General features: G+C 59.1%; 12 protein-coding genes. 2 read left to right on the top strand and 10 right to left on the bottom strand.

Translation table 11 applies throughout. The annotated features are described in order from the left end of the window. Nucleotides 1-12 precede the first annotated feature (12 nt). The 3 genes from QRN50_RS07445 to QRN50_RS07435 form a co-directional block, all read right to left on the bottom strand. Nucleotides 13-822, bottom strand: coding sequence for a putative RNA methyltransferase (locus tag QRN50_RS07445; protein ID WP_004406286.1), 810 nt, complete (start codon nucleotides 820-822; stop codon nucleotides 13-15). Further along, on the bottom strand, nucleotides 822-1,973 hold the full coding sequence (dapE, locus tag QRN50_RS07440) for a succinyl-diaminopimelate desuccinylase (RefSeq protein ID WP_003409292.1): 1,152 nt from the start codon (nucleotides 1,971-1,973) through the stop codon (nucleotides 822-824). The genes QRN50_RS07445 and dapE overlap by 1 nt, the downstream gene beginning before the upstream one ends. 99 nt (nucleotides 1,974-2,072) lie before the next feature. Further along, nucleotides 2,073-4,568, bottom strand: coding sequence for a glycosyltransferase family 2 protein (locus tag QRN50_RS07435; RefSeq protein ID WP_096126439.1), 2,496 nt, complete (start codon nucleotides 4,566-4,568; stop codon nucleotides 2,073-2,075). Nucleotides 4,569-4,869: 301 nt separating this feature from the next. Between QRN50_RS07435 and tcdA the strand changes: the two genes are divergently transcribed. Then, complete coding sequence (gene tcdA, locus QRN50_RS07430) at nucleotides 4,870-5,700, top strand: tRNA cyclic N6-threonylcarbamoyladenosine(37) synthase TcdA (protein ID WP_004406281.1); 831 nt, start codon at nucleotides 4,870-4,872, stop codon at nucleotides 5,698-5,700. Here the strand turns inward: tcdA and QRN50_RS07425 are convergent. From QRN50_RS07425 to QRN50_RS07410, 4 genes are read right to left on the bottom strand one after another with little or no spacing between them, the layout of a single operon-like run. After that, the gene (locus tag QRN50_RS07425) at nucleotides 5,691-6,098 is read right to left on the bottom strand and encodes a SufE family protein (RefSeq protein WP_024639896.1); all 408 of its coding nucleotides are present in this window, start codon (nucleotides 6,096-6,098) and stop codon (nucleotides 5,691-5,693) included. The two genes, tcdA and QRN50_RS07425, sit on opposite strands and share 10 nt — an antisense overlap. Then, nucleotides 6,095-7,300, bottom strand: a complete 1,206-nt coding sequence (locus QRN50_RS07420; protein WP_024639897.1) for an aminotransferase class V-fold PLP-dependent enzyme — start codon at nucleotides 7,298-7,300, stop codon at nucleotides 6,095-6,097. The genes QRN50_RS07425 and QRN50_RS07420 overlap by 4 nt, the downstream gene beginning before the upstream one ends. A gap of 59 nt (nucleotides 7,301-7,359) precedes the next feature. Then, complete coding sequence (gene dapD / locus QRN50_RS07415; protein WP_024639898.1) at nucleotides 7,360-8,394, bottom strand: 2,3,4,5-tetrahydropyridine-2,6-dicarboxylate N-succinyltransferase; 1,035 nt, start codon at nucleotides 8,392-8,394, stop codon at nucleotides 7,360-7,362. 47 nt (nucleotides 8,395-8,441) lie between these two features. After that, nucleotides 8,442-8,789: an ArsC family reductase gene (locus tag QRN50_RS07410; RefSeq protein ID WP_003314287.1), complete on the bottom strand. Its 348-nt coding sequence runs from the start codon at nucleotides 8,787-8,789 to the stop codon at nucleotides 8,442-8,444. A 232-nt stretch (nucleotides 8,790-9,021) separates the two neighbouring features. Between QRN50_RS07410 and QRN50_RS07405 the strand changes: the two genes are divergently transcribed. Continuing rightward, on the top strand, nucleotides 9,022-9,252 hold the full coding sequence (locus QRN50_RS07405; RefSeq protein ID WP_024639899.1) for a hypothetical protein: 231 nt from the start codon (nucleotides 9,022-9,024) through the stop codon (nucleotides 9,250-9,252). A 92-nt stretch (nucleotides 9,253-9,344) separates the two neighbouring features. Here QRN50_RS07405 and QRN50_RS07400 read toward each other — a convergent pair whose 3' ends face one another. The 3 genes from QRN50_RS07400 to QRN50_RS07390 form a co-directional block, all read right to left on the bottom strand. Then, nucleotides 9,345-10,193 (bottom strand): matrixin family metalloprotease, encoded by an 849-nt coding sequence (locus tag QRN50_RS07400; RefSeq protein ID WP_024641458.1) that lies wholly within the window; start codon nucleotides 10,191-10,193, stop codon nucleotides 9,345-9,347. 131 nt (nucleotides 10,194-10,324) lie between these two features. Beyond that, nucleotides 10,325-11,518, bottom strand: coding sequence for a succinyldiaminopimelate transaminase (gene dapC / locus QRN50_RS07395; RefSeq protein ID WP_004406264.1), 1,194 nt, complete (start codon nucleotides 11,516-11,518; stop codon nucleotides 10,325-10,327). 51 nt (nucleotides 11,519-11,569) lie between these two features. Continuing rightward, nucleotides 11,570-14,266, bottom strand: a complete 2,697-nt coding sequence (locus QRN50_RS07390) for a [protein-PII] uridylyltransferase (protein ID WP_024641459.1) — start codon at nucleotides 14,264-14,266, stop codon at nucleotides 11,570-11,572. Nucleotides 14,267-14,288: the final 22 nt, after the last annotated feature.

Raw genomic sequence — 14,288 nt, 5'->3', positions numbered from 1 at the left:
TCTGTTGAATGCTTATTGCAGCACGAAATAATCGTAGCGCATGGAAACGGTGACCTTGAAAGGTCCTGGTTGCTCGATGACCGCTGCCCGACGTTCGGCGCTGGCGCGCCAGCCGTGCGGTGTCATGGCCAGCAGATCGGCGCGGGACTGGCCGTCGATCAGCTTCAGCGTGTAGCGCAGTGTTTCGCTGTGTTGCAACTGCATGCCTTGCGGCACCAGTGACAGGTGCTTGTCGTCGGCGTAATCGCGCACTTCATCATAGAGCCGCTGACGCAGCTCCATCAGATGCTCATTGGTCGGGCCGACCCGCATCAGCCCGCCGCCTGGGGTCAGCAAGCGCTTGGCTTCCTGCCAGTCCAGCGGGCTGAACACGCTGGCCAGAAACTGGCAGCTGGCATCCGCAAGTGGCACACGGGCCATGCTGGCGACCATCCAGGTCAGCGCCGGATCACGACGACAGGCGCGTTTGACCGCCTCGCGGGAGATGTCCAGCGCATAGCCATCGGCATGCGGCAAGGCTTCGGCAATCTGCGCGGTGTAATAACCTTCGCCACAACCGATGTCCAGCCAATGCGCGGGGGATCGCTCGGCGGCCAGTTCAGCCAGTCGCCGGGCTACCGGCGCGTAGTGCCCGGCGTTGAGAAAATCGCGTCGCGCCTCGACCATGGCCTGATTGTCGCCCGGGTCGCGGCTGTTCTTGTGCTGCACCGGCAACAGGTTCAGATAACCCTGACGGGCTCGGTCGAAACGATGATTGGCCGGGCACACCACGCCGTTGTCGGCAGTGCTGAGCGGCGCTGAGCAGATCGGGCAGGTCAGCATCAGGCGAGCAACTTGACCAGAGTCTGGTAGTAGATCTCGGTCAGCACATCGAGGTCGCTGGCCAGAATACGTTCGTTGACCTGATGGATCGTTGCGTTGACCGGCCCCAGCTCGACCACTTGGGTGCCGAGGGTGGCGATGAAACGACCGTCGGAGGTTCCGCCGCTGGTCGAGGCTTTAGTCTCACGGCCGGTGACGCTTTTGATGCTGGAAGACACGGCGTCCAGCAACGCGCCCGGTTCGGTGAGGAACGGCAGGCCGGACAATGCCCAGTCCACGTGCCAGTCCAGTTCATGCCTGTCGAGGATATCGGCAACGCGCTGCTGCAGACCTTCGACGGTCGACTCGGTGGAAAAACGGAAATTGAAGACCGCCACCAGATCGCCGGGGATGACATTGGTGGCGCCGGTGCCAGCGTTCAGGTTGGAGATCTGGAAGCTGGTCGGCGGGAAGAAGTCGTTGCCGTGGTCCCAGTGCTCGGCGGCCAGTTCGGCCAGGGCCGGCGCAGCCAGGTGAATCGGATTCTTCGCCAGATGCGGGTAAGCCACATGGCCCTGCTTGCCGCGTACTGTCAGCGTGGCGCCCAGCGAACCGCGCCGACCGTTCTTGACCACATCGCCGACCAGCGTGGTGCTCGACGGCTCGCCGACGATGCACCAGTCCAGACGCTCGTTACGCGCTGCGAGGCGTTCGACCACGGCTTTGGTGCCGTGATGCGCCGGGCCTTCTTCGTCGCTGGTGATCAGGAACGCTACCGAGCCCTTGTGATCAGGGTGGTCGGCGACAAAGCGTTCGGCCGCCACCAGCATGGCCGCCAGACTGCCTTTCATGTCTGCCGCGCCGCGTCCGCAGAGCATGCCGTGCTCGTCGATCAACGCATCGAACGGGTCGTTCTGCCAGTTCTGCAGCGGCCCGGTCGGCACCACGTCGGTATGCCCGGCGAAACACAGTACCGGGCCGTCGGTGGTGCCGTGGGTGGCCCAGAAGTTGTCGACGTCTTCGATACGCATTGGCTCCAGCTTGAAGCCGGCATCGCCCAGGCGCTGCATCATCACGGTCTGGCAATCGGCATCGACCGGCGTCACTGACGGACGGCGGATCAGATCGCAGGCGAGTTGGAGGGTGGGCGAGAGGTCGGCTGGGGCCGTCATGTACAGAACTCCGGTAGCAAGACTTTGGGCGCGAAAAGGCGGATATCTTAAAGCAAAACGACGACCTGAGGCCGTCGTTTATCGTGCCCGGTGGATAGGTCAGGTTGTCGGCAGTGCCGGGCGGTTTGCGCGTGCCGACAAGATAGCCATGGTTATGGCTGCAAGATAAGGGAGTGATTGTGCGAACAGCATGGTTATCCAGAAACCGGAATTCGTATCGATGGATGCCCTGCCTGTGAGCAAAAGCACAATCGCGATCCAGGAGATCGCCAAGGTAGACAGTTCTTCCCTTACATCGAGCAGGTTTTGTCCGATCCGGTTTGCAGAGGTATGTTTGGGCGTTCTGTAGAAAGGCATCGCCGAGGTGAAAAGCCCCGCCAGCACTGCCTTGCCCAAGGTCGGATAAAGCGCCATGCCGGCCAGTATCGCCGCCAGTGCCTCTTTGATGTGTGTGCTGACCAACCGCCGGTAAAGCACAATCATCTTGAACGAGCGCAGGGCAAACATCAGTATCAACGACGTGGAAAATATCCATGGCAGCGGCCCGAAAGTCTCGGGCTTGAGGATCATTGCCATCGACCAGGCCAACGCAGCCAGCGTTAACAGATAATTCATTCCTTCTGCCACCCACGGCATCCACCCCGCGATGAAATGGTAGCGTTGCATCGCGCTCAGGGACGCGCAATTTCCTGCAATCAGGCTTCCGGCGTGCCGCTTGACGATCTGCATAGCTCCATATGCCCAGCGATATCGTTGTTTCTTGAAGTCCATGAACGTATCGGGAGTCAGCCCTTTGCCATAGCTGATAGCGGCGTAACCAGTGGAGAAACCACTTTCAAGCATACGCAGGCCAAGTTCGGCGTCTTCGCATATGCACCATTCCGCCCAGCCCAGTCGGTCCAGTGCTGATCGGCGGATCAGTGTCATGGTGCCGTGCTGGATAATTGCATCGTGATTGTTACGGATCACCATGCCGATGTTAAAAAAACCTCGGTACTCGGCCTGACAGCAACACTTGAACAGGCTTTCGTGACCGTCGCGATAATCCTGCGGCGATTGAATGACTGCAACCTTCGGGTCCGTGAAGTGGGGCACCATATGTTTGAGCCACTGTCGATGGACGCAGTAATCAGCGTCGATGACTGCCACTACCTCTGCGTCTTCAGCGGTATGTCTCAGGAGGTAGTTGAGCGCACCCGCTTTGAATCCGGGAAGTGGACTGACATGAAAAAACCGGAACCGAGGGCCGAGCTGCTGACAGTATCGCTCGATAGGCTTCCAGATGGCCGGGTCCTGAGTATTGTTGTCGATAACCAGCACCTCGAAGTCCGGGTAGTCCAGCGTTTGCAACGAGTCGAGAGTCCGTTTCACCATGTCCGGAGGTTCGTTGTAGCACGGAACATGCAGGGAAACTTTCGGGGCGGGACCAACAGGACGATGGACGGGGCTGAAAGAGCGTGGGGTGTCCGTTCCCCAGCAGGCTTCGAGGAATTCGTGCGTTTCGATACCCATGTAAGTCAGCACGCTGGCAGCCCAGATAAAGACGACAGGCAGCGCGAGCCAGGCGGGCAGTGGCTGTGAGTAGTGCATGCCGAACCCTGACAATGCGCAATAAGCCAGCACGATTATCAAGGCGCCTGCAGGCCACGACTCCGGTTTAAGGCGGGTGATAAGCCTGAGTATTTCCGAGAGCATGTTGACCGGCATTTTTACCGGGCCGTTGACGTGCAGTTTTAATCTGCGCTTTGCATCGAACAAACCCCAATTAGGCCCGGGCAGACCTTCTTCAGTCTTCCAGTGCTGGTCGAAGGCTTCTATCACGAAATAGTCATGGCCGTGCTGATCCAGTAATGGAATCTGGTTGCGCAGGTATATCGAGTGCTCTGCGTCAAAGGTCGTCATCCGCCTCTTGGCGATGGCCTTGCTCGGCCAGCCAATCTCCGAAAGTATGAGGGGCTTGTCGGGGAATCTCGTTCTCAGTTCGTTCGCGTGTGCCAGAACGATCGCGGTCGCGTCCAGCGCTGAAACGCCTTCCCAGAAAGGCAAAATATGGGCGGCAATGAAGTCGACATGCCTGACGAGGTCCGGCGTCTCGTACCATTGTGTCCATATCTCGGAGGTCGAAACAGGCACATTGACGGCGCGTCGTGCGGTCTGCAGATAGTGAATAAGCAGATCGATGGGAACATCATCACGAAACAGGACTTCATTTCCCAAGACCAGGCGTTGCACGCTGGAGTAACGGTTGGCGAGTTCGATCCCTGCATTTATTTCCTCGATATTGTGCGTTTCATCCTCTGTTATCCACACGCCAAGCGTGACATTCATGCCCAGTGCTTCGGCGAGTTCGGGGATATGCATCAATGTCCCTTCCACCGAGTAAGTTCTTATATTCCGTGTAATGCTTCGAAGTAGCAGCAGGTCTTCTCTTATCTGATCACGCGTCGGAAAAATCTGTTTGTAGGGGCTTTGGCCCGGTCGAAAAGGGGCGTAGGCCACGCCAGAGATCATTGCAGGCCAGTTGGGCGGATAATTGAACCTGGTTTTGAACAGGTTTTTCAGCCACGTGCCTGCCTTGTTTGAATATTCATCCATGTGTGAAACGTGCTCCATGCTTGTTGCACTGGTGCCGCGAGTTCCCTTCGCGTTGGTTAACCTTAGTCGCCCTCGTTCATTGCCGTTTGCAATGCTTAGACTCTTTTCCTCGGGCGTTTCCAAAAACGGAATGGCGTTTAGGCAGTGGGCGTTGATCGCGTTCTAAAATCATTATTTTTTACTTCCCTTGAGTCTCTGGGTCAGTTCGTCAACGGACCAGGACCTTGCCTGCCGGGAACAAGTCAGGTGTCTTGCCGTCGACAAACCCCTATAATGCGCGCCGGTTTTTGAGGTATTGATCATGAGCGCAGAAGATCCGCGGTTCGCTGGTATCGCCCGTCTATATGGCATCGAAGGGCTGGCACGCCTGCGCGCGGCCCATGTGGCGGTGGTGGGTATCGGCGGGGTGGGCTCCTGGGCGGCGGAAGCCATGGCGCGCAGTGGTGTGGGCGAGATTTCGCTGTTCGACATGGACGATGTCTGTGTCAGTAACAGCAACCGTCAGTTGCATGCGCTCAGCAGTACGGTTGGCCAGTCGAAAGTCGAGGTGATGGCTGAGCGTATCCGCGCGATCAACCCCGATTGCATCGTGCACGCGGTGGCTGATTTCGTCACCCGCGACACCATGGCCGAGTGCATCACCCCGGACATGGACTTCGTCATCGACTGTATCGACAGCGTCAACGCCAAGGCTGCGCTGATTTCCTGGTGCAAGCGGCGCAAGATTCAGATGGTCACCACCGGCGGGGCGGGGGGGCAGATCGACCCGACCCTGATTCAGATCGCCGACCTGAACCGCACGTTCAATGACCCGCTGGCCTCCAAGGTGCGCTCGACCCTGCGTCGGGATTATGGTTTTTCACGCACGCCGAACCGTCACTACAGCGTGCCTTGCGTGTTTTCTACTGAACAACTGCGCTACCCCAAGCCGGATGGCAGTATTTGTCTGGAAAAGAAATTCGTCGGCGAGGGCGTAAAGCTCGATTGCGCCGGTGGTTTCGGTGCAGTGATGATGGTGACTGCGACCTTTGGCATGGTTGCCGCTACCCGTGCGGTAGACAAGCTGGTGGCGGGCACGCGACGGCCTTCGGAGCGGATCAAGCCAGCGCTTGTAACACCCGATCAGGCTTGAGTCAGCTGGCGCATCTTCTGCAGTACGGCATTCAGGCCGTTGCTGCGCGAGGGTGAGAGCTGGCGGGCGAGGCCCAACTGATTGAACCAGCCAGGTAAATCCACGGCTGCCAGCTCCCGGTCCGACAGGCCGTTGACCCGCGCCAGCAGCAGCGCCACCAGACCGCGAATCAGTCGCGCGTCACTGCCGGCCCGAAACAGCCAGGCATTGTCGCTGACTTCACCGGTCAGCCAGACCTTGCTTTCACAACCGTGTACCAGGTTGTCGTCGGTCCTTTCTTCGTCACTCAGCGGCGCAAGTTGATCACCCCATTGCATCAGCAGGCGTGCGCGCTGTTCCCAGCCTTGTGGCCGGGAAAAACTGTCGAGCGCAGTTTGCGCCAATGGCGGCAGACTCATCGAAGCAGCTCCAGTGCCTGATCCAGTGCGCTGAAGAACTGCAGCAGATCGTCCGAATCGTTGTACAGCGCCAGTGACACGCGAATCGCGCCGGGTAGGCCAAGGGTCTTGAACAGCGGCATCGCGCAATGATGACCGGCACGTACGGCAATGCCCTGTTCGGTCAGCAGGTGAGCCACATCAGCATTGTGAACATCGTCGACGACGAAGCTGACCAGTGCCAGATCCGGCGAGCCCAGAACCTGGATGCCATCACGCTGTTGCAGGCCCTCAAGCAGGCGACGGTGCAGTCTGGCTTCATGTTCTGCGACCGCCTGATGATCGAGGCTGTCCAGATAGGCCAGCGTAGCGCCCAGACCGATCACACTGGCGATGGGCGGGGTGCCGGCCTCGAAACCCAGGGGTGCCGGACGAAATTTCGCGTGCTGATAATCGGCTGTCAGCACCATCTCGCCGCCGAACTGCCAGTGCGCGAGGCTGGGCAGCGCCTCGTTGCACCCGTAAAGCACGCCGAGTCCTTCCGGGCCATACAGTTTGTGGCTGGAAAACACATAAAAATCGCAGCCCAGCGCCTGCACATCGTGGCGTCCGTGCACCACGCCCTGTGAGCCGTCCACGACGGTAATGGCGCCTTGGGTCTTGGCAAGTGCGATAAGACGAGCGAGCGGTTGCCAGGTGCCGAGCACGTTGGAGAGCTGGGTGACGGCGAGCAGACGTGTGCGCGGTCCGATCAGGTTGGCTGCCGCGTCGCAGTCGATCACGCCATCGATATCCAGCGGCAGAACCACCAGTTTCAGGCCGCGACGCTGAGCCAGTTGCTGCCATGGCAGCAGATTGGCGTGATGTTCCAGCGCGCTGATGGCGATTTCGTCGCCCGCCGCGAATTCATGTTCCAGCCCGTAGGCCAGCAGGTTCAGCGCAGACGTCGCGCCGTGAGTGAAGATGATCTGGCCGTTCTCGCCGGCATTCAGCCAGCGGGCGGCCTTGCCACGGCTGGCCTCGAACGCTTGAGTGGCGTGTGCGCCGGGCAGATGCTGGGCACGATGCACATTGGCGGCACCGTTGGCATAGTAATGAGTCAGGGCGTCGATCAGCGCCTGGGGCTTTTGCGTCGTGGCGGCGTTGTCCAGATAAGTCTGGCCTTGCCGTTGCAGGGCGGCGATGGCGGGGAAGTCGCCACGCCAGGGAGAGAAGAGGGGCATTGTTCGTCCAGCGTGTGGAGGCGGGTTCAAAGCCAGCAGCCTTGAACCCGCACACAGCATCAGTTATGAGCGTGCAGTGCTTCGTTCAGCTCGACGGCCGACTTGTGGGTTTTGCATTCCACCGCGCCGGTCTGAGAGTTGCGACGGAACAACAGGTCGGTCTGACCCGCCAGCTCGCGGGCCTTGACGATCTTGACCAGCTCATTGTTTTCGTCGAGCAGCGCGACTTTGGTACCTGCGGTCACGTACAGGCCCGACTCAACGGTGTTGCGATCACCCAGCGGGATGCCGATGCCGGCGTTGGCACCGATCAGGCAGCCTTCACCGACCTTGATGATGATGTTGCCACCACCGGACAGCGTACCCATGGTCGAGCAGCCGCCGCCCAGATCCGAGCCCTTGCCGACGAATACGCCAGCGGAAACGCGGCCTTCGATCATGCCCGGGCCTTCGGTGCCGCCATTGAAGTTGACGAAGCCTTCGTGCATGACCGTGGTGCCTTCGCCGATGTAGGCGCCAAGGCGCACGCGAGCGCTGTCAGCGATACGGACGCCGCTCGGCACGACGTAATCGGTCATTTTCGGGAATTTGTCGACCGAGAACACTTCCAGCAGCTCGCCCTTGAGGCGTGCTTCGAGCTGACGTTCGGCCAGTTCGGCCAGATCGACCGCGCCCTGGCTGGTCCAGGCCACGTTTGGCAGCAGCGGGAAGATACCTGCCAGGTTCAGACCGTGCGGCTTGACCAGACGGTGCGACAGCAGATGCAGCTTGAGGTACGCCTCGGGAGTCGACGTCAGTGTGGCGTCTTCAGCCAGCAGGGTCGCGACCAGTGGCTTCTGGCTTTCGGCCAGACGAGTCAGCAGTGCGGCTTGAGTCGCGTCCACGGATTTGGCCGCTTCGGCCAGCTTGTAGGCCATGTCGACATTAAAGGTGATCGCCTGGTTGCCGCCGGTGTAACCCAGAACCGGTGCGATAGCCGCGACCAGCTCCGCAGAAGGATTGATCAGAGGCTGAGCATAAAATACTTCAAGCCATGCGCCTTGACGATTTTGGGTGCCGACGCCGAAGGCCAGGCTGAACAGGGTGGTGGACATGTAAATACCTCGTGGCTTTATCAAGGGGCTTTCAGTAGCGCTCTGGCTTACTGTAAAGCCGCTGCATACAGGTCAGGCTTGAAGCCGATCAGGGTTTTATCGCCCAGATCAAGCACCGGGCGCTTGATCATGGACGGCTGCGCGAGCATCAGTTCTATGGCTTTCGCCTGGTCGAGATCGGCCTTTTGTCCGTCTTCGAGCTTGCGAAAGGTCGTGCCTGCGCGGTTCAGCACAACCTGCCATCCGTGTTCATTGCACCACTGCTCGAGGTGCTCACGGTCGATGCCCTGGGTCTTGTAGTCGTGAAATTCGTAGCTCGCCGAATGCTCATCGAGCCAGGTACGAGCCTTTTTCATCGTGTCGCAGGCTTTGATGCCAAATAGAGTGTAAGTCATTGTTTAAGGTGGGGTGGCTGATCTTGCTCGATACTCCCCACGTCCTCTCCGCGCAATTTAGCCGGCTATTATGCCACGTCAGTCCGTTCAGTGTCGTGACAGCGCCGGTACGGTGACTGAACGAAAACTAGATAATAAGGCTAACCATCATTAAGAAAACTTCACCCGCTCATGCTTGAGTGGCTGGCCGCTGCGGGCAATTATTACCCTTCATTTGAAGTTTGGGTGCGTTATGTCTGAGCAAGAGAAGAAGCGTCAGGATGCGCTTGTCCGGCAACGTTATTACAGGGAGCGTCAACGTGCCGAGGGATTCAAGCAAAGTACCATCTGGATTCACGGTGAAGCCGAAGCTCAGGGCCGGCTGGCTGCCCGTGAAGGAAAGCCGTTGCTGCCCATGCAGTCTCATGACCCCGTCAGCTGGGCAGTCGGCTGGGTGGCTGAAAAGCTGCGGACCCGACAGTAGTCAGCACTTTTTCGGGCGGTCACGCCACACGTTGGGGACGTATGGCGCGCTGTTGATTGCCGCATGATCAACACGTGTCAGGACGCTCTCCGTCAGAGCGTTTCAAATTTCGAGTTGCCACGGTCCGCGTAGATAGCGCCCATCACGGCGATGTCATTGCTGCTGAGTGTCTTGCCCACATTGATGATCTCGAAGTCGCCGAGGGTCAGGCCGTTGGGGATATCGAAATGCATGACCGAATCACGGTCGTAAGCCGAGTGGTGGAAGTCTGCGGCCTCGTACCTGTCGAAAAAATTGGTATTGATCTCTTCGTCACTCAACCCGGTTTGCGAAAGCAGTGAGCGCAAGAGCGGCTCGTTCCAGGGGATGTTTGCCTGCGGATGCTGATGCTCGTGAACCGCGCCCAAGGCGTGCCCGAATTCATGCAGTACGATGCGCGTCAATTCCGGCATCGGCTTCAGGTCCGCCGTGTACAGCTCTTTGAGGTTGAACTCCATCGTAGCCTCATCAGGTCCGGCCAGCAGGGTATCGGTGCCTATGGCGCTCCAGTTCAGGTGTTCATTGAAGCCAATTCGGATATCACTCGCCCCGTCCGTCACGAACTCGAATTTCAGGTTTATGTGCGGCAGCCACTTGCGGGCGGCCTCGACGATGGGTGCTGTCAGGCTGGCAGGAGGATTCTTCAAAAAAAGAACTTTCAGGGTTCGCCCGCGAGCCCAGTATTTGCTGAACGAAACCAGCAGGCGCGCCTGGCGACCTGACTGGCTGGTGTCGGCGCCGGTTTCCGATGGGTAAGCAGGGGGGATCGGCGCGTTGGCGGGGTTTTCGCGAATCGCTGCATCATACGAAGCCTGGTGATTTCCAGCGCTGCGCATGCAGCAGGATGCGGGCAGTTTTACGCCTTGGGTAACAGCGGGTGCGGTCATGGGAGTGGCCTTCATGGTAGTTCGCTTCGTGTCTGGAAGCATTAAAAATGAAGGGTGAGGGTACGTTCACGCAGGGGGCGGGAGGTGGTAACTAATTACCCCGCCGCACATTGCATGCGGCGGGACGATTTTTTTGGATTCAGCTTTTACTTGCTCAGGAATGCGCGGATACGTTCGGCCGCTTCGATGCATTCGGCCAACGGGGCCACGAGCGCAAGACGCACCCGGCCTGCGCCAGGGTTAACGCCATCCACTTCGCGGGAAAGGTACGAGCCCGGTACTGCAGTGACGTGCTGATCGACGAACAGATCGCGGCAAAATGCAGCGTCATCGGTACCGACGTTCGGCCACAGGTAAAAGCCGCCGTCCGGGCGCTGAACGTCGAGCACCGGGGTCAGGATGTCGAGCACCGCAGCGAACTTTTCCCGGTACAGATCACGGTTGGCGCGTACGTGCTCCTCATCATTCCAGGCGGCGATGCTAGCCAGTTGAGTCTGAACCGGCATGGCGCAGCCGTGATAGGTGCGATACAGCAGGAAGGCCTTGAGGATCTGGGCGTCACCCGCCACAAAACCTGAGCGCAGGCCCGGCAGATTGGAGCGCTTGGACAGGCTGTGGAAGACCACGCAGCGTTTGAAATCCTCGCGGCCCAGCTCGACGCAGGCGCTGAGCAGGCCCGGCGGCGGGGTCTGCTCATCGAAGTACAGCTCGCTGTAGCACTCGTCCGCAGCAATGACAAAGTCATGTTCGTCGGCCAGGGCGATGAGCTTTTTCAGGGTTTCAACCGGAATCAGCGCCCCGGTCGGGTTGCCTGGTGAGCACAGAAAGAGGATCTGGCAACGCTTCCAGATGTCCGGGCTGACGGCATCGAAATCGGGATTGAACCCGTTATCGCTCAGGCAGGGCAGGTAGTGCGGTTGGGCTCCGGCCAGAAACGCGGCGCCTTCATAGATCTGGTAAAACGGATTCGGGCTGATCACCAGGCCGTCATCACTGCGATTGACTACGGTCTGGGTGAAGGCGAACAGCGCTTCGCGCGTGCCGTTGACCGGTAATACATTGCGCGCCGGATCGATCCAGCCCTGTGGCACGCCGAATCGACGGCTGCACCAGCCGGCAATGGCTTCGCGCAGCGCAGGAATACCCAGCGTGGTCGGGTAAACCGCCATCTGATCGAGGTTGTCTGCCAGTGCTTTGGCAACGAAATCGGGAGAGCGGTGCTTCGGTTCGCCGATGGACAGTGCTACCGGACGCTTTTCCGGGTTGGGTGTCACGCCGGCCAGCAAGGCGCGCAGCTTCTCGAAAGGGTAAGGCTGAAGCAGTTGCATGGCGTTATTCATGGAACGTGTTCCTCAATGAGCTGCGTTGAGTCGATTCGTATGGCCGAGTATTCATATGCTGATCCGCAAATCGTTGCCCGGCTCTGAGTTGACGCTCAGTTGCTTGACGATCGCATCCTGCAACTGGCGGCACAGTTGTGGATCGGACAGCGGGTGATTGTTGGCGTCGGTGATGAAGAACACGTCTTCCACGCGCTCGCCCAGCGTTGCAATCTTGGCGTTCTGCAGGGACAGGTCGAACTCCAGGAAGATCTTGCCGATGCGCGCCAGCAGGCCTGGACGGTCCGGTGCCAGCAACTCGAGTACCGTCACCGGACGCTGGGCGTCGTTATGAATGGTGACTTGCGGTGCGAAGGCAAAGTGCTTGAGCTGACGTGGCACGCGGCGCTTGATGATTGTCGGGTAATCATCCGGGTTGCGCAGGGCTTCGGTCAGGCCTTCGCGGATGTCCTGAATGCGCTCCGGGTTGTTGCCGATCGAACCGCCCTCATGGTCGAGGACGATGTAGGTGTCGAGTGTGAATTTGCTGCTGGAAGTAATAATGCGTGCGTCGTGAATGTTCAGGTTCAGCTGGTCCATCGCCGCCACGGTAACCGCGAAGAAGTCATGCTGATCCGGGGCGTAAATGAAGATCTGCGTGCCGCCCTCGAATTCACGCTGCGTGGTTTCCTTGATCAGCACCAGCGGACCGCCGTCGGCTGGTTGCTGCAGAATCGCATCGCTATGCCAGGCCACGTCGCCGGCGGTGTGGCGCAGGAAGTAATCATCGCCCAGTGCTGACCAGAGTTGCTCGACGTCATCAGGATCGGTGCCGTTGCGTACCAGAATATCCAGTGCGGCAGTCTGTGTGCGGCGAATCTGTTCTTCGCGGTCGACCGGGTTTTCCAGGCCGCGGCGCAAGGCCCGCTTGGTCTCGGTGTACAGCTGACGCAACAGGCTGGCGCGCCATGAGTTCCAGAGCGTCGGATTGGTCGCGTTGATGTCGGCGACGGTCAGCACATACAGATAATCCAGATGCACTTCGTCGCCCACGAACTGGGCAAAGTCGTGGATGACCTGCGGATCGGAAAGGTCCTTGCGCTGGGCGGTGGTCGACATCACCAGGTGGTTGCTCACCAGCCAGACAATAAGCCGGATGTCCCAGGCAGGCAGATGATGGCGCGCACCGAACGCCTGCGCATCGATGGCGCCCAGCTCCGAGTGATCACCGCCACGACCCTTGCCGATGTCGTGATAAAGCCCGGCCAGGTAAATCAGCTCCGGCTTGGGCAGGCGGCCCATGATCTTGCTGGCCAGCGGAAATTTCTCGGACACTTCGGTGTACTGCAGCTTGCGCAGGTGCTTGATCAGATTCAGCGTGTGCGCATCGACGGTATAGATGTGAAACAGGTCATGCTGCATCTGACCGACGATATGGCCGAACTCCGGCAGGTACAGGCCGAGAATGCCGTAGCGGTTCATCCGCCGCAGGTTGCGATGAATGCCTATTTCGCACTTGAACAACTCGATGAACAGGCTGGTGTTGCGAATATCGTTGCGGAACTCGTCGTTGATCAGGTGCCGATGTTCACGCAGCAAGCGAATGGTGTCGGCACGTACACCCTTTATTTCCGGATGCTGGGCCATGAGCACGAAGATTTCGATCATGGCAAACGGGGTGCGCTTGAAGACGTTCGGGTGGGTGGCTTCTATATAGCCATCGTGCAGCTGAAAGCGTGAATTGATCGGCTGTGGTGTGCCGCTGTCGTCGGATAGAATCACTTCTTCGAAATGCTGGATGATCAGATCGCTGAGTTCGGCGATGCTCATGACCACCCGGTAGTACTTCTGCATGAAGCGCTCTATGGCCAGCTTGGCATCATTGTCTTCATAGCCCAGCAACCCGGCGATGCGTACCTGATAATCGAACAGAAGCCGGTCTTCGGAGCGTCCGGCCAGCATGTGCAGCGCGTAACGCACTTTCCACAAAAACTCCTGGGAGGAGGCGAGCAGAGCGTTTTCGCTGCCCAGCAGGAAGCCTTCGCCTGCCAGTGCATGCAGGTTCAGCGTGCCGTACTGGCGCCGCGCGACCCAGAGGATGGTCTGAATATCGCGCAGGCCACCCGGAGAGCCCTTGACGTTGGGCTCCAGGTTGTATTCGGTGTCGTTGTACTTGTGATGACGTTTTTTCTGTTCCGCATGCTTGGCGAGGAAAAACTCCTTGCTCGGCCACATATGCTCGGTGCTGGTGACCTCCAGCATGCGCTGGCGCAGGTGTTCGGGGCCGGCGATGGTGCGACTTTCCATCAGATTGGTGATCACGGTCAGGTCGGCGCGGCCTTCCTGTGCGCACTCGTTGACCGAGCGTACGCTTTGTCCGACTTCCAGGCCGATGTCCCACAGCAGGGTCAGAAACCGCTCGATGGGCTCGCGGAAAACTTCGTGGTCATCGCTGTCCAGCAGGATCAGCAGATCGATGTCCGAGTAAGGATGCAGCTCGCCGCGCCCGTAGCCACCCACTGCCAGAAGCGCGATATCGGCGTCTTCACTCCATTCGAACTGATCCCAGGCCTTTTGCAGGATGTTATCGACAAACCATGCCCGGTCCTCGATCAGTCGTCGAATGTCACGGCCCGACCTGAAGCGCTCATCAAGGACGTCTCTCGCTCGGCGGATGGCCTTCTTGAACGCAGCGATGGGGCTGGCTTTCAAGGCCAGTTCGGCCTGGAACTGGCCTCGATCGAACAAGTCTGGATCTACTTGCGGCATTGAGCAGTATTCCTCGTGTCGG

The organism is Pseudomonas sp. MEJ108 (assembly GCF_030208985.1).
GTDB lineage: Bacteria > Pseudomonadota > Gammaproteobacteria > Pseudomonadales > Pseudomonadaceae > Aquipseudomonas > Aquipseudomonas fragariae.
The sequence above is the reverse complement of the archived record's forward strand: the minus strand, read 5'-3'. Positions and strand labels throughout refer to the sequence as shown.